At 61.5% G+C, this 24,918-nt stretch carries 22 protein-coding genes; 9 read left to right on the top strand and 13 right to left on the bottom strand.

The features are described from left to right. The first annotated feature begins 144 nt into the window (after positions 1-144). Positions 145-1,776, top strand: coding sequence for a serine hydrolase (locus IPM16_03315; GenBank protein ID MBK9122139.1), 1,632 nt, complete (start codon positions 145-147; stop codon positions 1,774-1,776). 250 nt (positions 1,777-2,026) lie between these two features. Next, the gene (locus tag IPM16_03310; protein ID MBK9122138.1) at positions 2,027-3,511 is read left to right on the top strand and encodes a serine hydrolase; all 1,485 of its coding nucleotides are present in this window, start codon (positions 2,027-2,029) and stop codon (positions 3,509-3,511) included. Between the two features lie 262 nt (positions 3,512-3,773). Here IPM16_03310 and IPM16_03305 read toward each other — a convergent pair whose 3' ends face one another. Beyond that, entirely contained in the window at positions 3,774-4,103 is a 330-nt protein-coding gene (locus tag IPM16_03305) for a hypothetical protein (protein MBK9122137.1), read from the bottom strand. Positions 4,104-4,312: 209 nt separating this feature from the next. Here IPM16_03305 and asnS point away from each other — a divergent pair, with 209 nt between their 5' ends. From asnS to IPM16_03280, 5 genes are all read left to right on the top strand, one after another. Beyond that, the gene (gene asnS / locus IPM16_03300) at positions 4,313-5,650 is read left to right on the top strand and encodes an asparagine--tRNA ligase (GenBank protein MBK9122136.1); all 1,338 of its coding nucleotides are present in this window, start codon (positions 4,313-4,315) and stop codon (positions 5,648-5,650) included. A gap of 116 nt (positions 5,651-5,766) precedes the next feature. Further along, on the top strand, positions 5,767-6,204 hold the full coding sequence (locus tag IPM16_03295) for a hypothetical protein (GenBank protein ID MBK9122135.1): 438 nt from the start codon (positions 5,767-5,769) through the stop codon (positions 6,202-6,204). Positions 6,205-6,374: 170 nt separating this feature from the next. Next, positions 6,375-7,442, top strand: coding sequence for a winged helix-turn-helix transcriptional regulator (locus IPM16_03290; GenBank protein MBK9122134.1), 1,068 nt, complete (start codon positions 6,375-6,377; stop codon positions 7,440-7,442). A gap of 2 nt (positions 7,443-7,444) precedes the next feature. Continuing rightward, the gene (gene trmD, locus IPM16_03285; protein MBK9122133.1) at positions 7,445-8,200 is read left to right on the top strand and encodes a tRNA (guanosine(37)-N1)-methyltransferase TrmD; all 756 of its coding nucleotides are present in this window, start codon (positions 7,445-7,447) and stop codon (positions 8,198-8,200) included. Between the two features lie 55 nt (positions 8,201-8,255). Beyond that, on the top strand, positions 8,256-8,684 hold the full coding sequence (locus tag IPM16_03280) for a roadblock/LC7 domain-containing protein (protein MBK9122132.1): 429 nt from the start codon (positions 8,256-8,258) through the stop codon (positions 8,682-8,684). Positions 8,685-8,690: 6 nt separating this feature from the next. Here the strand turns inward: IPM16_03280 and IPM16_03275 are convergent, their stop codons facing one another. The 10 genes from IPM16_03275 to IPM16_03230 form a co-directional block, all read right to left on the bottom strand. Beyond that, on the bottom strand, positions 8,691-9,032 hold the full coding sequence (locus tag IPM16_03275; protein MBK9122131.1) for an FHA domain-containing protein: 342 nt from the start codon (positions 9,030-9,032) through the stop codon (positions 8,691-8,693). A gap of 14 nt (positions 9,033-9,046) precedes the next feature. After that, positions 9,047-10,444, bottom strand: a complete 1,398-nt coding sequence (locus IPM16_03270; protein MBK9122130.1) for an MFS transporter — start codon at positions 10,442-10,444, stop codon at positions 9,047-9,049. 57 nt (positions 10,445-10,501) lie between these two features. Further along, on the bottom strand, positions 10,502-11,455 hold the full coding sequence (locus IPM16_03265) for a hypothetical protein (protein MBK9122129.1): 954 nt from the start codon (positions 11,453-11,455) through the stop codon (positions 10,502-10,504). Beyond that, complete coding sequence (locus tag IPM16_03260; GenBank protein MBK9122128.1) at positions 11,455-11,814, bottom strand: PspC domain-containing protein; 360 nt, start codon at positions 11,812-11,814, stop codon at positions 11,455-11,457. The genes IPM16_03265 and IPM16_03260 overlap by 1 nt, the downstream gene beginning before the upstream one ends. Positions 11,815-11,857: 43 nt before the next feature. Continuing rightward, a complete protein-coding gene (locus tag IPM16_03255) occupies positions 11,858-12,238 on the bottom strand; it encodes an FHA domain-containing protein (protein ID MBK9122127.1) in 381 nt (126 codons plus the stop codon). A 74-nt stretch (positions 12,239-12,312) separates the two neighbouring features. After that, entirely contained in the window at positions 12,313-13,020 is a 708-nt protein-coding gene (locus IPM16_03250; protein ID MBK9122126.1) for a Crp/Fnr family transcriptional regulator, read from the bottom strand. 116 nt (positions 13,021-13,136) lie between these two features. Then, complete coding sequence (locus tag IPM16_03245; protein ID MBK9122125.1) at positions 13,137-13,547, bottom strand: hypothetical protein; 411 nt, start codon at positions 13,545-13,547, stop codon at positions 13,137-13,139. A gap of 22 nt (positions 13,548-13,569) precedes the next feature. Beyond that, positions 13,570-14,631, bottom strand: a complete 1,062-nt coding sequence (locus IPM16_03240; protein ID MBK9122124.1) for a sortase — start codon at positions 14,629-14,631, stop codon at positions 13,570-13,572. A gap of 148 nt (positions 14,632-14,779) precedes the next feature. Further along, a complete protein-coding gene (locus IPM16_03235; protein MBK9122123.1) occupies positions 14,780-16,519 on the bottom strand; it encodes a substrate-binding domain-containing protein in 1,740 nt (579 codons plus the stop codon). Positions 16,520-16,554: 35 nt separating this feature from the next. After that, the gene (locus tag IPM16_03230) at positions 16,555-17,604 is read right to left on the bottom strand and encodes a substrate-binding domain-containing protein (GenBank protein ID MBK9122122.1); all 1,050 of its coding nucleotides are present in this window, start codon (positions 17,602-17,604) and stop codon (positions 16,555-16,557) included. A 263-nt stretch (positions 17,605-17,867) separates the two neighbouring features. Between IPM16_03230 and IPM16_03225 the strand changes: the two genes are divergently transcribed. Together IPM16_03225 and IPM16_03220 are read left to right on the top strand one after the other, a co-directional pair. After that, positions 17,868-18,548, top strand: a complete 681-nt coding sequence (locus IPM16_03225; GenBank protein MBK9122121.1) for a Bax inhibitor-1/YccA family protein — start codon at positions 17,868-17,870, stop codon at positions 18,546-18,548. Positions 18,549-18,679: 131 nt separating this feature from the next. Then, positions 18,680-19,981 carry a cytochrome P450 gene (locus IPM16_03220; protein MBK9122120.1) on the top strand — a complete coding sequence of 434 codons (1,302 nt, stop codon included), beginning with the start codon at positions 18,680-18,682 and terminating at the stop codon, positions 19,979-19,981. Here the strand turns inward: IPM16_03220 and IPM16_03215 are convergent. Both IPM16_03215 and IPM16_03210 read right to left on the bottom strand, forming a co-directional pair. Beyond that, on the bottom strand, positions 19,978-20,808 hold the full coding sequence (locus IPM16_03215) for an arginase family protein (GenBank protein MBK9122119.1): 831 nt from the start codon (positions 20,806-20,808) through the stop codon (positions 19,978-19,980). The genes IPM16_03220 and IPM16_03215 overlap by 4 nt on opposite strands. A gap of 15 nt (positions 20,809-20,823) precedes the next feature. Next, positions 20,824-24,792 (bottom strand): oligosaccharide flippase family protein, encoded by a 3,969-nt coding sequence (locus tag IPM16_03210; GenBank protein ID MBK9122118.1) that lies wholly within the window; start codon positions 24,790-24,792, stop codon positions 20,824-20,826. Positions 24,793-24,918: the final 126 nt, after the last annotated feature.

The following is a 24,918-nucleotide window of genomic DNA, read 5'->3' as shown; positions in this document are numbered from 1 at the left end:
TAAGACGATCTGTAATAAAGTCAGTGTAGAGCGCCAAATCGCTCTTAGCCCGGTTGCCCCGCGCTGTTGACACATAACCATCAGAATACCGACGTTACCTGCCACAGCGCGTAACGTCTTTTTCGTTTTCAGGAGGGAACCGCCATGAAAACGTGTATCCGCTGGGCAGTTCTATTGGGTGTGGTGGCGATGCTGTCACTGGCACTGCCAGCCACCGCACAAGACGACACGTATTTCCCGGGTGCGGAGTGGCGCACTTCCACCCCCGAAGAACAAGGCATGGACTCGGCCAAACTGCTCGAGGCCCTGCAATACATCGAAGACGAAGCGCTGCCGATCGACAGCCTCACCGTCATCCGCAACGGCTATGTGGTGCTCGACGCCTACTACTATCCGTACACCGCGGACATGAAGCATCATTTCGCAAGTGCTACAAGAGGATTCACTGCCACACTACTTGGCATCGCGATGGACCAAGGTCTGATCACGAGTCTCGATCAGCCGATACGCGAGCTGCTCCCCAACGCTGCTCTTCCTTTGGAGCTGAATCCGGCAGTAGGTGTGACGGTTGGCGAGTTGCTGGCGTGGAGTAGTGGATTCTACTGCGATTGGCTGAACATCGAGCCCGATGCGCTAGCGTCGGACTATCCAGCGGTGGCAAGGTTTGAACTGATCGCTGCTCAGGGCCGCCGGAATCTGGAGAACGGACAGGTCTTTGACAACGGCTGCACCTTCGATTCCGACCTGCTGATGGGCGTGCTATCGGACGTTACTGTTGATGCAGTCCCGCAGTTCGCAGAGAACCAGCTGTTTGCCTCAATCGGAATTCAAGATTACACATGGATGGCTGACAAACGGGATGTCCCATTCGGCGCCGCAGGACTCTGGCTCACGCCGTACGACATGGCTAAGCTGGGCTACCTGTATCTCCACCGCGGACAGTGGGAGGACAATGATGTCGTCTCAGAATCGTGGATCGATTTTGTCACATGCGTCGATCCTGAAAGCTGTCTTTTTGAGCAGCCAATGGGAGCGGCCAATGTATCCTACCCCATCCATGTGGGGTTCGGTCACCATTGGTTCTTGGTCGACTTTGGCACATACGTGTCGTGGGATCTAACGGGTCAGATGCTCTTGGTAAATCCAGACAGGGATATCGTCGGGGTTATCACCAGCCCCGGAATTGATTGGGATCCCGCACAGCAGAAGATTGCATACGGCGTGTTTCTAGACCGCATCCTCGGTTCAGTTGCATCGGATGAGGCGCTGCCGGTCGACGATGAAGCCTATGGCGCGCTCAGCGCCGAAGTGGCTATCTTGGCAAATCCGGTGCCTGGCGCACCAGCCCCCTTGCCCGAAATCGCGAGTGCAATCAGCGGCCACATGTACGACTTCAAGCGCCCGCTGCATGCACACTTCTGGCTAGCCGAGCGCGACTTGTATTCGGGGCAACCGCTCGACATCGCCTCGTTCAGCATCACGTTTGACGAGGAGGACACAGCGGTTCTGACCCTCACCTACGCGGACGGCTCGGAGATGTCTATACCTATCGGACTCGATGGCGTGTGGAGAACAGTTGAGACCGAGTTTGGTATGAAGGCTGCACGGGGCGCCTGGTATGAGGGGCCTGTTAGCTTCCGATTTGAACTGAGGACTGTTGGCAACGATGATCGACAGCTCTTCAACATGCGTTTCGACGGCGAGCGCGCATTCGTTGGCTGGGTACACGCTGCAACGCTAACGACGCAACAGGTTCAGGCGTCGATGCGTGAATGACGGCAGTTCCGATTGACGACTGGATACGATCAGATTCATTCAAAGTTGAAGAGTATGGGGCGGCAGTCGATACCCGCAGTTCGCCGCCCCATCCGTTGCACTCTAGGAGGGAACCGAAATGAGAACGTGTTCCCTACTCATAACAGTCGGCCTCGTATTCGCCTTGGCTGTTACCCCGCCGACACTGGCCGATGACGAGTTATCACGCCCTTCTGCAGGGTGGCCCGTCTCACCACCTGAGCAGCAGGGCATGGACTCGGCCCTGCTCCTGGACGCGCTCCAGTTCATCGACGATGCCGAGCTTCCGCTCGATAGCCTTACGGTAGTCCGTCACGGACACATCGTGCTCGATGTCTACTATTACCCCTACACGCCCGACCGACCGCATCAACTGTGGTCGGCAACAAAGAGCGTGACTGCTACGCTCGTCGGGATCGCAATCGACCGTGGGTTGATTGACTCGGTCGACCAGCCGATCATCGAGCTGTTTCCACAGTTCGCGCCGGATGAAGTCAACCTCGCTGCGCGGTCCGCCACGGTCGCCGACTTCCTCGCGATGAGCAGCGGGATCTCGTGCAGTTCGACATTCCGGAACGAGTGTGCTGCGATGGACTCCGGCGATGCCACTGCGTTTGTCGCCGACCTGCTGTTCGCCGAGAGCCGGCCGACCTATCCGCCCTATCGACGGTTCGAGTACTGCGACCTCAACTCGTGCCTTTTGCTCGGCGCGATTCAGAACTCAATCGACAAGCCGCTGTGGCAGTTCGCCGACGAGGTTCTATTTGAACCGCTGGAGATCACGAACTACACGTGGTGGACGGATGACGTCGGCATGCCGCTTGGGTCGTTCGGGCTTCATCTCACTCCTCACGATATGGCACACATTGGCGCTTTGTATCTCAATGGCGGCGTGTGGAACGGCCAGCGACTCGTGTCGCAAGCCTGGGTCGACTTCGTACGGTGTGCCGATCCGAGCAGGTGTCCTTTCTACGATGCAGAGAACCGTACCGGGTACGGCTATCACTGGTGGCTGTTCAAACCCTCTCTATATGCAGCGGTTGGACTGGGTGGGCAGTTCATCGCCGTTGCGCCCGCAATCGATATGGTAGTTGTCGTCACCAGCTACGGGAGTACGTCAGAACAGGTCTACGAGTCGATTCCGTACGAACTCATCGAGGGCAGAATCCTAGCAGCCGCAGTGTCAGACACGGAACTACCGGCAGACGATGCCGTGCACGCATCCCTGCGCGCCGCGGTTGAGCGGGCAGCGATGCCGTCAGCAGCACCGCGCGCGCCGCTGCCGGACATCGCGTTCGATGTCAGTGGCATGTCGTTTCATCTGCTGAGACCGATACACACCAGCTTCTGGCCCGCCAAACACACAGTTAGCGTCGCACGTCCGTGCGCGCTGGTCGGCTACGGCCTTTCGTTCATGAGCACCAACGAAGGCGCCGTTACGTTCGAGTACGAGGACGAAAGTGCGATGACGCTGCGGGCTGGGCTTGACGGCGTCTGGCGCGTTACACCGACCGACTATGGCGAGTGGGCCGCACGCGGATCATGGGATGTAGACGAGGCAGCGTTCCACCTCTCAACACAGCTCGTCGGGGGAGCGGAGCGCCACGAGTTTGTCTTCCACTTCGCGGACGACCGGCCAATTCTTCGCTGGATCCAGCCCGAAGCGCTGCACTTGGGAGCGACAGACGTGATGCGTGCCGTTCCGCGCGAGCCTTAACGGGCCGATCGACGCCGCAGCTGCGGCGCGTTTTCCGACGACCGTACGCGCGCTAACGCAATTGAGAAACGTTGTTTTCTCGTCTGCACAGAACAGAACAGGGGAAAGCACCGCGGCGGGACGCGGCGCCCCCGTGACGCGGGCGATCGCCGGCGCGATCGGTATTATTGCTGAGCGGGCGCTTCAGCGTCTCAACTTACGCTTGCCAGGATGACTCGTACAACGACAAAGGTCGCGTTGCCTTCACATCACACCGTGCCCGCTACGCCGTTTGGGCACGGCTCAACTTCCCCGTCTCGAACGGCTCGACCGTGAGCTGCATCGTACGGATCAAGCGGTTGACGTACGGGTTGTGCACAACGGGCATGACCAGACGGTCTCCTGCACGGGTCAGCGTGCAGTGATAAACACGAACACGGCGGTTTCCGCCGAACCACTTGTATTCCATCAGTACCGTGCGGTCAAGTTCCCAGCCATGCAGCATCAACGTAATAAGGCAGTCTCCACCGCCGTAGCGTTCGGAGTCCGGCGACCAGTGCTGTGCAACATCCATATACTCGACGTGGAAATTGGCGGGACTATGTCCGAGCATCTTCTTATCCTCCGTCCAAACGATACAACATTGATTTTCGCCTATTCGATTTAAGGTGCAATTAGACGCGCTTGATGACTCGCGTTGAATCAAGGGTAACGCAGTTTTGTGCGATCTGCACATGTGTAACCCTGCCAAAGATCACCTTGTCCTAGTGCATGATATAATGCCGGCGTTTTCGCAGCAGCGTGACTGTAAAGGAGCGGGCCGTGGCGCCTGTAATCGCGATTCGTGACATTGCCGAGCACGTCGGGCAGGACGTGACCGTGCGTGGCTGGGTGTACAACAAGACCGGCAAGGGCAAGCTCGCGTTTGTGCTGCTGCGAGACGGCACCGGCATCCTCAACTGCGTTGCGTTCAAGCCGAACCTCGATGAGCACGAGTTCGACCGCGCCGACAAAGCAACGCAAGAGTCGTCGGTCGTCGTGACCGGCACGGTCCGCAAGGACGAGCGCGCCAAGGGTATCCCCGGCGGGTACGAACTGGACATCAAGACGTTCGAGGTGCTGCAGGTCACTCAGGACTATCCGATCGGCCCGAAGGAACACGGAACGGAATTCCTGATGGATAACCGGCACCTGTGGCTGCGCTCCTCGCGCCAGTGGGCGATCCTGCGCATTCGTGCCACAATCGTGGCGACGCTGCGTAACTGGCTCGACAACAACGGCTACCTGCTCGTGGATACACCGATCATCACACCCGCCGCCGGCGAGGAGACGACGACTCTTTTCGAGCTTGACTACTTCGGCGAACCGGCATATCTGGCTCAGACCGGCCAGCTGTATAACGAAGCCAACATGATGGCGTTCGGCAAGGTGTATTGCTTCGGTCCGACATTCCGAGCGGAGAAGTCAAAGACCCGTCGCCACTTAATCGAGTTCTGGATGCTCGAGCCGGAAATGGCGTTCTACTCGCTCGAGGACTTGATGGACACCGAGGAGCAGATGATCACGGCGGTCGTCCAGCGGGTGCTCGAACTCCACCGTCCCGAACTTGAGCTGCTCGAGCGCGACGTGGCGAAACTGGAGTCGATCGTGTCGCCGTTCCCGCGCATAAGCTACGACGAAGCCGTCGAGCGCCTGACGACTCTGCGCGAACAGACCGACGATCCTGAACTCAAGGAACTGCTCAAGATCGAGTGGGGAGAAGACTTCGGCAGCCCGCACGAGACGGCGCTGACCGAGATGTTCGACCGGCCTGTGTTCGTCTATCACTACCCGAGCGCCGTCAAGGCGTTCTATATGCAGCCGGTCGAGGGACGCCCCGAAGTGTGCCGCAGTGTCGATCTGCTGGCGCCGGAGGGGTATGGAGAGATCACCGGGGGCAGCGAGCGCATTTGGGACGCGGAGTTGATCGACCAGCGTGTGTCGACCATCGGCATCAGCCGCGATGCATACGCTTGGTACCTCGACCTGCGCCGCTTCGGCAGCGTACCGCACGCGGGGTTCGGCCTCGGTCTTGAGCGCACTGTCGCCTGGATTTGCGGGCTGCAGCACGTCCGCGAGACCATTCCTTATGCGCGCATGCTGAATCGCAAGTACCCGTAAGGACTCAGGAACCAACGCGCAGATTCTGCCTGCTTTACAGCCTACCGAATCGTGCTATCATGGGTTAAATCTGTGTTAAACACTACATATAGATTTAACACTACCGGGAGGCATCGATGGATACACGGAAGGCACTCGACATCGCCTGTCACAGCGCCGAGTTGGTCGCGCTCTGTGCGCGCTATCAGGCGAAGTATGGGCGTCACTCCGTGTTGAAACCCGGTAGTTCGCGCGCCGAGTGGGATTTGTTCCGCGACATCCTCAACAAACAGGCAGCGATTGCCGAACTGCTCGATACGTCCGTGCTTCAGGCACCAGGCGAGGTCGTCAACCAGTGGTGGAAGCGCCAAGATGTCATCGACCTGAGCATCGTCAGCGATCTGTGTAAGGAAGCCGCACGGTTGATCGGGTGCGCGGCTTATCACGATGAAGACCCCAACGGCGGGCAGTGGTCGTATGCCGAACAAGCGGCTCAGGCGGCAATCGCTGTGATGCTGCACCCGACCGCTCGGCAAAACGCGCTCAACGCGCAGGCCGAAAAGATCGCCAGCTAGTCCGCAGTTCCTTCCGAACAGTTCAGCCCTCGCTTCTCAGAAGGCGAGGGTTTTTCGTTCCATGCCGGCACCGCGCGGCGACCGTTTGACTCGCATCGCAATCCGTGTTACGCTGTTTTTGCGTTTATTCGCAATTGCGGGAAACCGGAATAACGGAGGCATTCGCCACTATGTTTCGCACCGATTTTGTCCTTGCTCCCCGCACCGTGCCCGTGCGCGTCGCCGTCTACCCCGCACGCACGCTCATCAACTCCATGCTGCTGATGAATATGGCGGACTTGCGCTCAGGCCTAAGCGATTGGATCGCCGCCACCGCGGCGAGCTTCAGCCCAGAGATCGCCCGTGACAACCATGTCGCCGGTATCCTTGCGGACATGATCCCTCTCAGCGACGAGCCGCTGGAATTCCCCGATCTGATCGAGCGTATGCGGCACCACGATTTCGCCGACGCGGTCGCCCAGTACATCGACGAGACTGCCGAGCACATGGGTGTCAGTGTCGACGAGCTGATGGCCAACCGTGCCACCTTCGTCAAGCATATTGTCGAACACATGGCGGCGAAGGGCGAGGAACTTGACCCCGAGCACGTGGGTGCGGCGTTCGACATGCTGCAAGCGCCGGAGCGGTGCGGGGCGTTTCTCGCCGATCATTTGCAGCGCATGTGGGATCTATACCTCGCCGACGAGTGGAAACGCTCGCGCCCGGTCTTGTATGAGACGGTCGCCCTATTCGACCAGCTCGACTTGACCGACCTAACCCCGCTGGAGGCTATTCAAGCCGTCACCGGGCGCGACATGACGAATTTCCTGCACAACGAAGAACAGATCAACGAGATCATCTTTGTGCCGTCGCTGCATACCGGTCCGTACGTCTCGCATTCGGGACCGGACCAAGCGGGCCGAACCTACCTCATCTTCGGCGCGCGCGTACCGGAAGGGATTGCCAACGTGTCCACCGAGCTCAGCTTGCGCGACCTCTTGACCCAGCTCGCGGCACTCGCAGACGACACGCGGCTTCACATCCTGTCCTTGCTGACGCAGCACAACGAGTTGTGCTCGCAGGACTTCCAGCACATGCTCAACCTCAGCCAGTCGGCCGCGTCGCGCCACTTGCGCCAGTTGGTTGCCGCAGGCTACTTGAACGAGCGCCGGCGTGACCTTAACAAGTGCTTTAGCCTGAACAGCCGGCGCGTGCAGGAGACATCCGCGACTTTGCGCATTTTGCTCGGCAGAAAGTAGTCATGCGCATTGACGTCCTGACTCTGTTCCCGGAAATGTTCGACGGGCCGATGAACAGCAGCATGATGTGGAAGGCCCGCGACCGCGGCTTGTTGTCCTTCGAAGCCCACGACATCCGCAACTGGTCGACCGACCGCCACCGCACCGTTGACGATACACCCTACGGCGGCGGTGGCGGGATGGTGCTGCGCGTCGACGTGCTCGATCGCGCGGTGTCTGCCGTCTTGGGTGAGGACAAGCCGCCTGTGATTTACTTGTCACCGCAGGGCCGGCTCCTCTCGCATGAGGTCGCGCGCGAGCTGGCTCAGCACGATCGGCTCGTGTTCCTATGCGGCCACTACGAGGGAATTGACGAGCGTGCCCACGACCTGTTTATCACCGACGAGATCAGCATCGGCGACTATGTACTGACTGGCGGCGAGCTTGCGGCAATGGTCGTCATCGACGCAGTGATGCGCCATGTGCCGGGTCTGCTTGGGGCTGAAGGCGCCCATGAACGCGACAGTCACGCGGACGGCCTGCTCGAAGGCCCGCAGTACACCCGGCCAGCCGAGTACAATGGACTGGCCGTTCCAGCCGTTCTTCAGCAAGGAAATCACGCTGACGTCGCGATCTGGCGGCGACGGCAGCAGCTTCGCCGCACGTGGGACAACCGCCCCGACTTGCTGCTCAAGGCGCCTCTCAGCGAAGCCGACCGCTACTACCTCGGCACGCTGGCCGACGAAGACGCGCGGACGATCCTCACTTCACGAACGTAGAGTTAAGTGCTTGCGCCGCGCGTAACGTGGTACACTTTTGAACAGACTCTCTCACATGGCTGCATGGACCGAGGCCGTTATGCGGAAACAGCAGTACCGAAGCGACGCCCTTGAGGAGAAACTCCGTACGCTCTACGCGATTGTCGATGGCGTGAAGGCGGCGGTGATCGTCAACAAGGACGGGCTGTTGGTGGCTGCATTTCCACCCGGCAACGAAGACAACCCGCACGAGAATCCAACCAGCAGTCCGCAAGTCGCCGCCATGTCTGCAACGCTCATCAGCCTCGCCGAGCGTACGCTCGGACGCCTCGCTCAAGGCGATCTGGAACGCCTGATGATGGAAGCCGAAGAAGGTGTGATGGTGGTGTATCCGGCCGGTCGCGCCTCGCTGGCAGTGCTGGCCGAGAAGGACGCGCGCATGGCTTACGTCCTGTATGCCGCAAAGCGCGCCGCGGAAGATATCGCGGGGATCCTCGGTACGTAGCTCGCGTCAGTCGACGTAGTTGACCAGCAAATTCAACTTCCCGAGGCGAAGCCAATCGCCGTCAAACAGTCGATGCTCGACATACGGGGCGATGCGCTCGCCGTTCACGTACGTGCCGTTGCGACTGCCGAGATCCTCGACGTAGACCGCCCCGTCAATGCTGAACAGATCGGCGTGATGGCGGGACACACCATGACGCCGCGCACCGAATGGCCCGAGGTCGATACCGGGTGCGACGCCGCTGTCTTTGTCGCGCCGTCCCAGCGCAAGCGGCGTTTCGTCGACGACAACATCCAAAGCCTCAGATTCGCCGCGAACATGCAGTCGCAGAGCCGCTGGGTTCGCCACTGTGGGCCTCCCGTCTAGGTGGTCGCCGCCGCCATCGCGTGATCGGGCAAGATGGTCTCGGCATCTCTAATCGCAGGCACGAGATAGCCGGCGGCCGCAATCATCATGCCGAGTATACCCGCGATAACGAACATCAGCGATATACCCGCGCCGGATCCCGTGCCTACGAGCCAGCCAAACGCACCTGAAAGGGCACCGCTCGGCTGCATGGCCGGCTCGAAGATCAAGTCGGCAAACGGCCCGGACATCAGCATCGCCAATGGCACCGAAATCTGTGCGATGAGTCGGCGAACGGCAAACACCCGCCCCTGTACGTCAGGAGCCACCTTAGCCTGCCAGATCGCCTGATTCGACCCGTTGAGGATCGGAATGAAGAACGACTCGAAGAACGCGCCAATCGCCCACACGACACCAACTTGTCCGAGGCCCATCACCATTGTCCCAAGCAGGCTCGAACCGAACATGCCCATCAGCACCCCGTGGACGCGCTTCTTGGGGCCGCCCCATGCGCTGAGGAAGAGGCCACCGACCAATCCCCCGACGCTGCCGACGGCCAAGATCGCGCCGAGCAGTACTTTGTCGCCTGTGAGCAGGACCCCATCGCTCAGTCCCGCCGACACCACTGCCGGAAGGGTCGAATTCTGGATCGGAATGAGCGACGTCTCGGTACGTGCCAATATGAGCGCCGGCATGATGGTGAATACGAACGACGCGGTTAGGTTGATGCCGAAAAAGACGAGCTGAAGCCCGAGGAGGCTTGGCCGATCCTTGATGTACTTGAAGCCGTACATCACCTCCGTCCAGAACCCGCCCGACCGGCTTTCAACGCCCGCCTCGGTGCGGGTTGGCTGCGGAATGCGGACGATCAGCAGCGCCCCGATTGCGACAAGGAATGTCGCGATGTCGATGAACAGCAGGCCCTGCAGGCCAATGGTGACATACAGTACGCCGCCTAACACGGGGGAGAAGATGCCAGAGGCGGTCTCAGCGATGCTCTGCAGGCCGGAGGCGCGCGCGTACTGCGATGGGCTGATCATCGTGCTGATCGCCGCCGAATATGCTGGGAACTGGAATGCCTCCCCCGCGCTGGCGACTGCAAGCGCCACGTAGAGGTGCCACAACTCGAGTTTCTCGGCGCCCGCCAATAAGACGATCAACAAGAGAGCGCCGGTCGACACCGCCGCCATGAGGTCCGAGACCATCATCGCCAATTTGCGGTTCCAGCGGTCGACCAGCGCACCCGCGATCGGACTCAGGATGATCCCCGGCACGAAGCCGAAGAAGCCACCGAGCGCGAGCGCAGTCGCTTCGCCGGTCTTTTCCCACGCCCACAGCGTGATTGCGAAGCGGGTCATACCGGTGCCGAACAGCGACACGACTTGACCGGCCCAGACCACGAGGAACGCGCGCATCCCGTGAATGCCGCCAGACGATTCACGCATAAGTCCACTCACAATGTGAAAAGGGTGCTACCGGGCAATCTCGGTAATGCGAATCGCGCCACGCGCACTGATGACATAGCGCAGTTGAGTTGCTGCCCGGTCGAAATTGCGCGACTCGAGCACATCACCGACCAGATAATTGTACAGTGTTGCGTCGTATTGGGGGTCTATCCCGCTGCCAGCGCGATTGAGTTCAAACCGCGCGCCGACACCGCTGGGCACGGCCACTGTGATGCCTCCGTCTGCCACGGTCAGCGTTCCGATCGGGGCGGTCGGGTCAGCCGTGACGGACGGCGAACGCGGCTGGTAATCCGGCAAGTTCACGATTGCATCGCCGCGCACGACGTCAAGGTTCAGGCGTTCGAGATCCAGCAGGTCGAGGTTCAATGTCGCGGCGCCTTGCTGTACACGCACGGCAATATCCAGCCCGACGCCCGCCGGCAGAGTCAACGCGAGCTGCCCGCGCCCGACATCCTCAAGATCAGGGAAGGGGTTGGGTTGCGACTCGGTGATTCTCAAGACCGCACGCCCGGTCCCGTCATCCGCGTACGTTACATCCACCGCGCTCTCAGTGCTGCCGACGAACTGCCCGCTCACGATGCGCTGTCCGCTGGTGTCGGCCACCAGGTCGAGATCCGACGACAGCAGCGCGATCTCAATGCTGACGAGCGTCACGTTCGGGCTGACGGCTTCTGCCACGACCACGGTCTGATCGGTACGCTGTTGAGAGGCACGACCTGAAAACGCGACCAGCGCGATATTGACGACGATGAACGCGGTAATCGCGAGAGCGATGATGCTGGCGAACGGGACACGCCCGCGCAGTATGGCACCCAAACCAAGCGCGACCAGTATCGCCGGAAGCGCGCGCAGCAGCAGATCGCCGAGGCCGGCGGGCCACACGCCGAGCGCCTGCCCGATCAGGACCACGCCGACACCCAGCACCAACAGGCCGATGAGGAAGTTCCGCTGACCGCGCATTACGCCCTCACCTGCCGGAAGATCAGGATCAGCCCAAAGACGGCGACGACGACCGGCAGATACAGGCTCTGGCCCGCCGGCATCGGCAGCAGGTTATATCGCTCGGCGATCCATCCACCGACGATGATGACGCCCAGCAGCAGTACGGCGAGGGTCGACATGAAGCCGCCGCGCCGGACCACCAGCGAACCCTGCGGCATCGCCAGCCAAAGCGCGGCGTAATACAGCGCGACCGCCCCGGACGTCAGCAGTGCGCCAACGGCGAACAACGCCCGCACAATCCATCCGTTGACACGGAATGCGCCGGCAATCCCACCGCATACCCCGCCTAATAGCCGATCCGTGAAGCTGCGATACACACTCGATCCTATCGTCGCGTTTCGACCTGCGCTCGTGCGCGGGTTACGTCCACATGAACCGCACCGTCAGGCGCAACCGCCCGAGTTCCAGCTCGTCCGAGTCCCGCAAGCGGTACGGCTGACCGGGGCGCAAGGTCTTTCCGTTCAGGCGCGTGCCATTGGTCGTTTGAAGGTCGGTGACGAATACGTCGCCGGCCTCGACCAGAAGCTGCACGTGCTTGCGGCTTACACCCTGTTCGCCCGCGCCGAACCGGCCGAGGTCGATATCGACGTCGTCGTCCGGTTCGTCATTCTGCCGCCTTCCGACAATCAGATCCGGCTCGACCTGCACAATCAGGCGCCGAGAATCGATTCGAAACTCGTATTTCTTCGGTGCGATCTGGTCGTCGCTGGAAAGCACCCGCTGTACGCGCGGCTCACTCATCGCCGGCCACCCCTGCAGCGTTAAGTCGTCGCCTAAGTGTGTCTTTTATGTGCCGGTTTTGCAAGCGTTGGCCGTCAGCGTTCGGGGATCGCCTGCGGCATGACGTTCGACTCCGCGAGACATTCCAGTCCCTCACGATCGGCGACAAATACGAGCCGTCCCCGTTTCTTCAACAGGCCGGCGTTCAGCAGCGCGCGCAGCGCGCGCCCTACCACCTCGCGCGTCGTGCCGAGGATCGCTGCGATTTCCTCTTGCGATAAGCGCGACGGTGATTCGCCGATTTGATCGGCGTAGGTTGTCTCATGCAGGTACAGCTTGGCGAGTCGGGACGGGATGCTGCGGAACGTCATATCTTCGAGGCGTTCGATGTAGTCGCGGTTCACGCGCGCCATCCACTGTAACGTGCGCGCCATGAACGCGGAGTCTTCCGCCAACAGTTCCACCAACGCGTGATGGCCGATCACCACGACTTCACTTGCAGTAACGGCCACGGCGTTGTATGGATTCGGGCCGCCATCCACAGCGGCGACTTCGTTGAACGTCGCAGGAGGGCGCAGCAGGCTGAGGGTGTGCATACGCCCTTCCGGACTGATGCGGTAGATGCGCACCAACCCTTCGGTGACGATGTGCAGGCCCGCGCACGCCGTACCTTCGCAGAAGATCTCGGCTCCCGCCTGAAACGCATGCGGATGACCAGCAGCGCTGATGCGGCGCAGACTCACGTCATCCAAGCCTGCAAAGGCCGGGACGGAGCTCCAACGATCCTGCGTATCTCCGATCACCCCTTGCTCCACGGTCAACTAGGCCAACGTTCGAAAGCCGGCGCAATTAGTCCCGGGTTTCGGACTGTTCAACAGTCGTCGAGATTGGCCGAACCTCACTGCTCTCAACCACCCGCTTAGCGCGGCAGCACCAGCGCCAGCAGGATCAACACCCCGAATGATGCCGCTGCCAAAATGCCCATGCTGCGCAGGTCGGCTAACACGAAACCGTACTGCGCACGCAGTTCATCGGAGGTCACGACTTTGGTCGGGTTGGCCAAAAGTTCGGTGATCTCCTCGGCGGTGAGTGCCTTCTTACGCGCTTCTTCGTTCTTCTCGCGGAGGCGTTTGGCCGTCGAGACACTCCGCCGCACTGGCGCTGACGACGCTGCCGTCGCGGGCGTCTGTGAAACCGGCTCGGCGGGTTCCACGCTCTCGGCAACCGAGTCGTCGTCCTGCTCTTCGAGCGCTCGGGCCTGCTGACGTGCGCGCTCGAGAACGTCCTTGTTGATCCGCTTCTGGCCGCTAGATTTCTTCTTCGGTGGCATGTGTAATGTGCCTTTGTCTGCTCTATGCGCCCGCGTTGTCGACGCGGTCTGCCACTACGATATACCGCTTGTTGTTGACGCGGTAGGGGTAGCAACTGATCAAGGTCACTGTCGGCACACCCTGATCGTCCATCACATACGTGTCGGTCGGGTCGACAATCCGAACCTCACGAACACGGTAGACGAACGTGCGCGAGTTCGTCCGGACCGTAAACTCGTCGCCCACCCGCATCTGGTCGAGGTCGCGGAACAGCTCGCCATAGATGTCATTGTGGGCGGCCAGCACGACGTTGCCAGTCGCCGCTGCGGGATACGCCCCGTTCTGCACCTGCCCTACGCCTTCCTTCAGGGCTTCCCAGTCGGTCCCTTGTACGATCGACTGATCGAGGTTGAGCCGAGGAATACTTATGGAACGTGCGGTCTCCGGCGTCTCGGGCGGCCGGACAATGTTCACCGGGAGCACCTGCTGCTGGACTGCCACGCGCAGATGCGCGGGGACATCGTCAATAAACTCTTCGAGGTTGAAGCGTACGGTATCGTCGGCTTCGATGACATGCCCGCCCGGCAGCACATAGTCTTCGATGCGGACAGTTAGGATCGACGTGGGCTGGGGCGTGGGGATGCCCGCACTGCGCTGCTGATTTGCCAGTTCCTGCGCCGCGCGCGTCTCCTGTTCCAACGCACTGATGGACATGATCATGCCCGTGCCGAGGAAAAGCAGCCCGACGACAGCGGCAATCTCAACCACCAACAGAATACGATTGATAGCGCTCTTGCGCTGGGCCGCACGTTCGGGGTCGTCCGGCGGGCGCTCGGTAAACAGATCGTCTTCGAAGCGCGGCTCCGATGTCTGGGGCACCGGTCTCGGCGGTGCGGCCGGCGACTTCTGTACAGGTGCGGGCGTGGCGGCCTGTACCGGCAGGCTCTGTGGATTGGCCTCGGCCGGAGCAGCCGCAGCGTGCATAACACGGCCATCCTGCTTCAGCCGCTGAAGCCGCTGCATCCGCTGTTCGCGCTTGCGGATGGCTAGAATGCGTTCTAGTTCTTCAATCGAGAGTTCGTCGACGGGGCGCCGATCCCGCATGGCATCCTCAATCCGGTCATTCAACGGCGCCATTATAACGGATACACCGGTTCCTATCCGTTGTCATCTGCCGGGATAGGTCAAGCGTACGGTAGAAAACGGCTGACTGGGTCACACATTGATCGCCAGTCAGCCGCGTAAGACCACCCTAGAAGTAGCTGGAAATGATGTCCAGCACTGCCCCGATGTTCGACGGATCGCCAGACGCGACACGCGTCGCGCTGGCGCGGGCAATCGCGTTGAGCGCGTTGATGTCGGCATCGCTGCCGTACGCCACCGGAATGACGATGACCGGGTTCAGGTCTTCGCGCGTCGCGCTGATCGCACGGGTCGCGTCGGCCAGCGTCGTTCCCTGCGTGCCCGTGTCCTGGCCGTCACTCAAGATCACGACCGCGCGGATACGGTTATCGTCATCGATCGCCGACATCTGCTCGACCGCGCGCTGCACCGCCAGATACAGCTCGGTACCGCCGGAAGCACGCACGTTGCGAACCGCTGGGAGGACCTGATTCAGGTTGCTTTCCAGCCGATTCATGGGGACAAGCTCGCGGTAGTCGTCGCTGAAGACGGCTAGGCCCACACGGTTATCGACTTCGAGGGCGTTGATGAACGCCTCCCCGGCGGCCCGCGCCTGCGTGATCTTGTCGCCGTCCATTGAGCCGGAGACGTCGATCACCAGCAGCACGTCGGCCTGCTTCTTGACGAACGCCCAACTCTGCTGAATTTCGGCGATGACTTCCGGATCGGGGACGTTCAGCACCTCCGGCGGTCCATCGACATCGATCCCGTTTTCCGGCACGAACGGGAACGCCAGCTCGACGGCCGGGTTGGCCGGACGGAAACCGTTCTCCATCACGAGTTCTTGAACCGGTTCGGTCAGCATGAAGTCGACGAAGACTCGCGCGGCCTCACGCTGCTCGGCCGTAACCCAGTCGGCGTTGACGATGCCCATCGGGTGCTCGTGCCAGAATGTGCCTTCTTTGGGGTACAGTGCCACGAGGCGCTCAGGCGGCTTGAGCGACGTCTTGCCCTGATTGATGTAGATCAGGTCGTTCTCCTCAAGCGCGACGAAATCGAGATACTCGGTGCCTTGTGCGATGTACTCGCGAAACTCGGTCGTGCGGCGCGAGTAGTGGCGGATCAACTGCTCGATGTTCCGCACGCCTTCCTGCACATCCTCGTCACGCACCTCGTCGAGCGTCAGCACGCGGCCCGTGAAGCCATTTGTCCGCGCAGACGCATAGAACTCGGCGATCAGCGTCGACAGCGCGGTCGAGCTGACGTACGGGTCGGTGTGCCCGTAGTACACCTGCCGGCGCGCGTTCGGCAGGCTGAAGTCCTGCCAACCGTTCGGGCTGTTCAGGACTTGCAGCAGTTCTTCCCAACCGACCTCGTCATAGCCGACCGTCTGCTGAATCGCGTTCAGGCGGCTCTCCCAGATCGCCATCACGACCGGCGCGAGGGCGGTCGCCTGCGTATCGGCGAGGTCGAACAACTGGCGGCCGCTCTGGAAATTCGCCAGCGCGAGCCAATGGCTGACCGACGGCGAGAAGATCGTCGGGCGTTCAACATTCTGGTTGTTTGGCGCGATGATGGCGTTGACGATGCCCTGCATCACGGTGCCCGACGAGCCGTCTCGACCTGTGATGTGAATCGGACGTTCGCCTGACGCAAGTGCCGCCCCGGTGACCGGGTTGCGCCCTTCCGCGTATGCCGTGTTGAACTGATCCATCAGCCCCGGCATGAACGGCGCGAACTCGGGCGAATAGACAATCGAAATCTGGATGGCGTTGGCAGGAATTCCGCCAGTGGATCCGCCACCCTGATCGCATCCGCTGAGGACGACGACCGCAAGCAGCATCACGAGCACTATCCGTTTGAACGACATGCGATGACTCCTTCGAAAACCGACCATGGGACCGGCTAGCCGCCGTTATTGAGTATCCACTGGCGCAGGCCGCTAATGGCGCTGGGCTGCGGAAGCTGTATCGCCTGATTGACTGGAAGCTGGCGCATGATCCCGTACCGCTCCCCGCCGATAAACACGTCAGACGTCTCGGCTGGCTCGCCCACTGCCGGCCGTAGTCCGTAGGTGTCGAGCGCCCCCTGCTGCGCGCCGTTCAGCAGGAACGCCGCAAACGCCTGCGAAGCGGCGCGCTCGTCGTCGGTCGTCTGGACGCTCGACAGCGTGATGTACGGAAAATCGAACATCACCGGATAGTCGGGATAAGCGAACTCTGGCGTATAGGTGCGTGCCAGCACACTCAGCGAGGTCAGCCATTGGCTTTCCGGCCCGATCGCGACGTCGACGGTGCGGCCTTGCGGCCCGGCGACATACTGCGCCACGTCATTGGGGATGGTGTTGAAACTCGGCACGCTCTCGATCACCGGAAGCAGCCAATCGCGCATCGCCCGATCGTTTAGCTGCGCGTCGGCCAATACGCCCGAGTCGTGAAAGTCCGCCGCGCCGGACAACAGCACGGCGAAACCCTGCACCGAAAGCGACGGCGACGAAAACGCGATGTTGATACGGTTTGAGGCGGCAGCTTCTTGCACACCGTCCCACGTCAGGGCACTAATCGGACTATCGTCGGACGCGTCGCGCATCCACACCAACGGCGTGCGCGCCAGCGACAGCGCCTCGGTGTTTGTCGTCACGGACATACGAATGGCAGCCGCGAAGGCCGACCACGCCGGAATCCAGCCGTCCGGGTGGTTGTTCGACGACCACGGCTCGTTGAGGATCTGCATCCCCGGCGCGACGATGACGTTGACGCGCACAGGGCGGCCCACGCCGACGGTCACGCCAGACGTGTTGAATTCCAGCGCGGCGGCGCGCAGCCACGGCTCGGCCAGCGGATCGACAGCGACATCGATTTCCACAGGTGGTTGACTGCGCAGCAGCGTGGTCGCGGCTACGAGCGCCGCGGCAATCAACACAAACAGGATGATGAAAATGGTCCCGCGCCGCATTTCTTCCCCTTTGCGTATCGCGCACACCAACTCAACTATACAGGGAATACGACGCCGGACAACTTTTGGGTGCTTTGACAACCCCAAACTCTTGGGTAGCGCCGAAACGGAATTTACGGCGGGTTAACAATTTCTCGCTATAATGGCGTCGTCAGTCTGAGGTAGGAGACATTGGAATGGCTCTGTTTAGAAACGACTCCCCCATTGGGATGCAGCCGGGCGGCGATTATGCGATCGCCAGCAGCCCGGTAAGCACCATCACCATGAATTCCGTGATGCGCTTGGTCTACGTCTGGATGTTCTTGGGCTTAGCCATCTCGGCATTCGTTGCGTTCTTCGTAAGCAACCAGATCGAGACTGCCATTGCCACCGGCAGTGAGAGTATTTGGCTCAGCCCAGTCCTCTTGATCGGCTCGGTCATTGGCACGTTCGTACTCGTCATTGTGCTCAGCATCGGATTGTCGCGTAAGTGGCTCAGCCCGACGCTGGCTGCCGGCTTGTTCATGCTGTACGCAGGCCTCATGGGCGTCATGCTGTCGTCCGTGTTGATCGTGTACACCGACGCGACGATCTTCAAGGCGTTCGGCTCGACTGCGATCCTGTTCGGCATCATGTCGGTGTACGGCTACACGACCAAGTCCGACCTGACGTCGATGGGCAAGTACCTGATGATGGGCCTGATCGGCATTATCGTCGCATCGCTGATCAACCTGTTCCTCGGCAGCAGCGGGCTGGACTACATCATCAGCATCCTCGGCGTCCTGATCTTCGTCGGTCTCACCGCCTATGACACGCAGAAGATCAAGCGCATGGCCGAAGATCCGGCGATCCAGAACGACGGCAATATGGTGCTGAAGGTCAGCATCTACGGCGCGCTGAACCTGTACCTCGACTTCATCAACCTGTTCCTGTTCCTTCTGCGCCTGTTCGGCCGCAACGAGTAGGAACCTCAGTCGAGCCCCACAACATCGCCCCGGCAGGCAATCTCGTCTGCCGGGGCTTTTTTGCGTAGACTGCAAACCGAAGCGTGCGATAATAACCGGCGGATCGCACCACCACGCAAGGACCGCACTGCATGTCCGCCGCAATCATCCCCACCCCGACGCCTCAGATCGGCCTTAAGGCGCTGCGTGCGATCATCCGCGAACGATCTGTCATGGCAGCACTACCGGTCATGCGCGATGAACTCGGGGACATCTTCCGCGTTAACGCGCCCGGGTTCAACCCGGTCATGCTCTCCGGGCCCGAAGCGTGCCGGTGGGTGTTGGTCGAACAGCGCGACAACCTGCTGTGGCGTATGGAGACCGACCCGATCACGCAGCTTCTGTCGCACGGGATTCTGGTGGAAGACGGCCCCACACACGACGACGCACGCCGTCAGCTTCAACCGGCGATGCACAAAGGCATGATCGAGTCGTACGTGGATGCGATGGTGCGCTGCACCGATCGCGTGCTCGACTCGTGGCCGGACGGTTCCAGACAAGACCTGCTTGTCGAAGTCCGCAAGATGGCCCTGCTTATCCTGTTGGACACGCTGTTCGACGTCGATCACCGGCCCGACATGCCGCCGCTGTGGAACCCGCTGCTCAAGATGGTCGACTTCATCTCACCCGGACTGTGGTTGTTCTGGAGCGGCGTACCGCGCCCCGGCTACAAGCGCGCCATCGCCCAGTGGGACGCGTACTTCGCCGGCATGATCGCCAAGCGCCGCGCCGAACTGGACGCCGACCCGTCCCGCGACGATATGCTCAGCCTGATGATCCGGTCAGGCTTCAGTGAGGCCAACATCCGCGACCAGATGATGACGATGCTGATCGCCGGGCACGACACTATCACGGCGCTGCTGGCGTGGGCGTTTCACCTGCTCGGCCAGCACAGTGACGTACGCCAGCGGTGCGTGGCGGAAATCGACAGCGTACTTGGCACCGGCACACCCACTGCGGACAGTCTCGCCGGGCTGACGTACCTGCGTCAGGTGGTCGATGAAACCCTTCGGCTGTATCCGCCGGCACACCTCGGCAGCCGGAAGGCCGCCCTCGACTTGCTGTTCCGGGACTATGTGATTCCCAAAGGCACGCGCGTTGTGTATTCAATCTTTCTGACGCAGCGCGATGCACGGTATTGGCCGGACCCCAATCGCTTTGACCCCGAACGCTTTGCGCCCGGCACAACAATTGCGCCGTACACGTTCTTGCCTTTTGGGGGAGGCAAGCGCAACTGCATCGGGTCGTATTTCGCTCAGATTGAGGCCCGCGTCATCATCGCACGGGTCCTTCAGCGGTTTGACCTCAGCGCCGGGCCGGCCCATCCACACATGCACATGGGCGCAACGATCGAGCCCCGCCCGGGCGTGCCGTTGACCGTCCGGCGGCGCTAACCCCGCGCAACCCGGCCGAATTGCTCTAGCAAGGGGCGGATTTCATCAAGCCCGTGGCCGTTGGGGTCGGCATACTCGGTCAAACTCATCCCGACGACCTGATACTGGTCGAGGATGCGCGCGACCAACCGAACCGCATCCGATACGTTGAGACCGCCTGCGGTCGCAAATTCGGTGTACGGGAAACCCGCGGGATCAAGCACGTCGAGGTCGAAGTGCACGTAGACCGGTCGCGTTCCGAGCGCTGTGAGCGCGGCGAAAAGCGAATCGGTGTCGGCAGCATTGCGCTGGGGGTGAAACACACGCATGCGGTTGTCGGCGACATAGTCGGCTTCCGGCGGGTCGAACTCGCGTACGCCGACCATCAGCACCTGCTCTGGCCACAGTGGCCGCGGCACGAGCGGCGCGAGGACTTCGGGGCCTTCACCCAAGAGTGTCCGCAGCGGCATCCCATGAAACGCGCCGCTAGGCGATGACTCCGGGGTATTGAGATCGGCGTGGGCATCAAACCAGACTACGGTCAGATCGCCGTGAAGGTGGCTGTTGAGCCAACCGATCGTGGCGACCTCAATGCCACAGTCCCCGCCGAGTGTCGCAAGACGCTGTGGTTCGTGCATCTCCAGTGCGTGCTGCGCGTCACGGAGTTGGCGAGCGATCACATCCAGTCCGATCACGCCGCTGCGTTCCATCAGGTCACCAGCGGAGTCTACTGGGACCGCAATCGTCTCGGCAGCATCGCCCAGATGGTCGCGCAAGGCACGCGCAGCGGGCTCTAACGTGCAGGCCCGTCCCATACCCTGCCACATCGGGAAGTAGAGCAGCGTCATCAGGCCTCCGGTTGGCTACACTGCTGCCCCGCCGAGAAGCCGCATGGCGCGTCGGGGGAGCATCGGGCCGAGGCGCGCAAGCTCGTCCGCTTCAAACGGGCGAAGAAGCACAAACACCGCGAGATAGGCCACCCCGCCGACCATCACCGCAGCCAGATTCGGGGCAATCGCCGAGGCGACCAGCGTCACCATCAGCATGGTCCCGGCGGCGGCATACAGCTTCCACAACATGCCGACCCAGCCGACAGCGCCGACGCCGACATGCATGAGTCGCGCGAAGTATAGACACAGCACCAGTTCCGACGCGATCGTCGTAAATGCGGCGGCTTGATAGCTGTATGTGGGGATCAGAATCAGATTCGTGACGATGTTGAACGCACACGCAGCGGCAAATGCACGCGTCACGCGGCGCTGTAAGTCCAGCGCGACCAGCGCATACTGCGTCAGGCTGTTCATCCAGCCGATCGGGATGCTCCAAATCATGATCTGTAAGGCGATCTGCCCGTCGGGGAGATACGCCGATCCGCCGAGCAGCCACGTGAGCGGCTCGGCCAAGATGGTGAACGTCACTGCGAGAGGCAGCGCAATCCCCACCAGCAGCTTGATGCTCATGCGGTACGTAGTACGGAGTGCGGCGCGGTCATCGGCGGCCTGCCGGCTCATCGTCGCCATCAGCGCCTGTGTGTAGAACGCCGGCACGACGTTGATCGCCAGCAGCCATGAATACGCCACTCGGTACAGCCCGACGACCCGCTCGCCCTTCATCGCTTCGAGGATGACGATGTCGATCTGGAAGAACACGGTGGCGAGGAAGTGATTGAGCATCAGCGGCCAGCTTTGGCCGGCCATCGAGCGAACGGCGGTCAGGTTCGGCTTGGCGCCACGCGTCGTCCGCAGGATGTCGCGCGCGCCCCACAGCAGCACGCCCAACGTGATGACATTGGTGACGATGCTCACGGCCGCCAGCCCGACAATTCCCCAGCCCAGCATGAGCGCGATGACTCCGCCGGTCACTTTGCTGATGGTCGTGAGCGATGTCACCATGGCCGGGTATTCGGCGCGGTCGAACGCATAGTAGAGCGAGGTGAGCCCCTTGCTGAAGCTGCCGGGAATCAGACCGACATAGAACAACGCAATCGTCAGCAGAACGGCGCCGCTCAGAGGGTCGGCCAGCGCCTGACGAATCAGCAGAAACGCCAGCAGTAAAGGAATCGCCGCGCCAGCGAGGATCAGCCGGAACAGGGTCGTGCCGGAGAACAGCGCCGCGGCTTGTTCACGCAGTCGGCCCGCCTCGCGGATCAGGTACACATCGAGGCCGAAGTTGGTGAAGATGTCGAACCAGCCGAAGATGACGATCGCGTAGTAGTACTCGCCCGCGCGCTCGGGGCCAAGGATGCGGAACATCACGGACGCAAACGCGAAGTCGATCCCGCGGTTGAACAAGTTCAGCATGATCGGCGCGACGGTGTTGCGCATCAGGCGTGTGCCACCGGCGTCGGGGCGGCGGTCGAACAGCGCACGCCACGCCCAGACTCCGCCCATCAGCACGGTAAGCGCCACGCCAATCACCGATCCGAATGCCCCGATCTGGAAACTCGACGGGCTGTAGATCAGGCGCACGTCGACCGGCGATTGATCGTTCAACGCGACGCCGATGAAGTTCTCGAACACGCGCTCAACCGGCACTTCCCGTTCGTCGGTCTCCGGGGCGCCGGCAGCGCGCACAAACGCCTTCCAGCCCGGTGCGTACGTCTCGCTGACGAACAGTATCGATTCACCCGTGGGATTGATTGTGTATACGCGCTCGCGGCCGGTATCGGAGACGAGCTGCGCCGCATTGTCGATGAACATCGCCGGCTCAAGTGGCTGGTCGAGGGGCCTCGCTACTACGTCTGGCGGCAGTACAGCCGCCAAAGGCAGCACCTGCTCGTTTTCGTAGATCCGCACCGCGCGGTCGCTGTAGACCTCCACCCATCCTGCGACATCAAGCTCGGTGTCGAGATGTGTCACGATGTGACGCACGCCGAGCAGTTGGAAGCGCGCGCTGCCGAGAACTGCGGGAACGTCCATCCATCCGTACAGCGCGGAGATTCGGTTGAAGTCGAGCTGAGATTGCGGGTACGCCTCACGCATGTACGCAACAAACTGCGACGATATGATGCTGTCGTAACCGCGCACGTCACCGAGTCTGTCGCGGAGCGTCATGTTGGCTTGCAGAATGTCGCGCTGGCCGTCGCGGTTGAGCACTAGATATCGTCCGTCGTTGCCTTGTTCAATCAGGACCTGCAGCGCGGGCGGACGGTACTCTAGCAGCGCCGGATCGCTGGCCGCGTTGAAGCCCCACGACGCCAGCATCAGGTCAGCCGCCAGCAGTGCAATTGCGCCGACGGTAACCGGTCGCACGCGGTCAATGTCGCCGAACAGGCGCAGCAGGACCCATCCGCTGCCAGCCGTCGCCGCTGCGAGGATCAACACATTGGGTGCTTGGTAGCTGAAGAACATCGCCATGTCGCTGAACGCGCCGCTGGCTTTCTCCATGCCCATGATGATGGGTTCGAGGACTGGCGCCCACAGATCGAACGTGACGCGCGCGGCGATCAGCCCTACGGTCATCGTCCCGCCTGTGCCGATCAACGCCCAGCCAAAGTAGCGGGCGAGCGCACGGTTCTTGGCGACGGCATCGGCACCCAGCGCGGCCAATATCGCGACAGCGACCGTCAGCCCGTAGATCCAGCGAAACGGCGTATTGAGTTGGTTGATCCCCGGCAGAGCGTACACCGCGGCATACGTGGGCAGCCCGAACATGAAGGTCAGGCTGGCCGCGCCCAGCACCACGAAGATCAGCCGGTACGGCGGGCGCTCAGATTGCCGCGGCGCAAGCAGCGCGAACGCCGCGACGGCTAACGGCAGGATCCCGAGGTAGAGCGCGCTCTCAACGTAGTTCTTGATCCCCCAGTCGATGACTCGCAGACCATCGGGTTGGGTCAGCGCAGGCTGCCATTCTCCGCCGAACAAGTCAAAGTACGCGTGGTGTGCCGGACTTCCGTAGAAGTTCGGCAGGATGAACTGAATCAGATCGCGCGCGGGATGGGCATAGCTCAACACCTGCTCGAAGCTGCTGCGTTCCGCCCGCCAGTTGGTTTGCACGAACTCGACCAGCGGCACAAGCTGTACCGCGCTCAGCAACAAGCCGACCGCGACCATGCCGAGCAGCCATCCCGCCTTGCCGAGAATTGGCCGGGAAGGTTGACGTGTCAGCAGCAGCCCCAGCAAGCGCGCTCCGGCAAAATAACCGGCGATCAACAGGGTGTAAATCGTCAACTCGGCGTGCCCGCTGAGGACGCTGCACCCGACCGCCAGCGCGCCTACAGCGGCCCACAGCGGCGAAGCCGTCCGGCCCGCCAGTGTCCTGCCCCGGATGATGTACTCGACGGCCAGCAGGATCAACGGCAGCCAGATCGCCGCGCCGATAATCATCGGAAACACGGCGCTCGTCACCAGCATCGCGCACAATTGATACGTGATCGCCGCGAGCACAGCGGCAAATCGGCTCGTCCCCAACGCGCGGACAAACCAGAACATGAACACGCCCGCCAGCCACAAATGGATGACGGTAAACCAGCCGTACGCGGCCGCCAGCGGGAGGATCAGGTAGAGCACGCCGAGCGGATACAACACCTGCTGCTGACCGGCAGCGAGAAACGGAACTCCAGCGAACTGATAGGGGTTCCACAACGGGATTTCGCCGTCAGCGAACTGCTCGCGCGTGAAGGTCTTCCACTGCATGTTCTGCAGCACGAGGTCGCTCAGCAGGTGGTTGTGCGGTAAATCGGGCGCGCCAGCCTCGTCCCGGTAAGTGTAGAACGGCTCCCACTGATACAGATTTTCGGCAGGCAGCAGCGTCATCCCACCGCCTGTTTGCGGCCAGAACAGGATCAGCGGCAGAAAGAACAGCAGCGCGATGATCGGCAGATCGCGTCGCATGGAAGATCCTTGGCGTAGAGCGTCGAACGCCGCAAGAGTACATCGTGCCGGCGTCGATCCATAGTGCAACTTTGTCGATGGCCGCTGCAACGACGCGCTATCCGTTCGTCGCCATCTGTCAACCAT

The sequence above is a fragment of the Candidatus Flexicrinis affinis genome, assembly GCA_016716525.1.
Lineage (GTDB): Bacteria > Chloroflexota > Anaerolineae > Aggregatilineales > Phototrophicaceae > Flexicrinis > Flexicrinis affinis.
The sequence above is the reverse complement of the archived record's forward strand: the minus strand, read 5'-3'. Positions and strand labels throughout refer to the sequence as shown.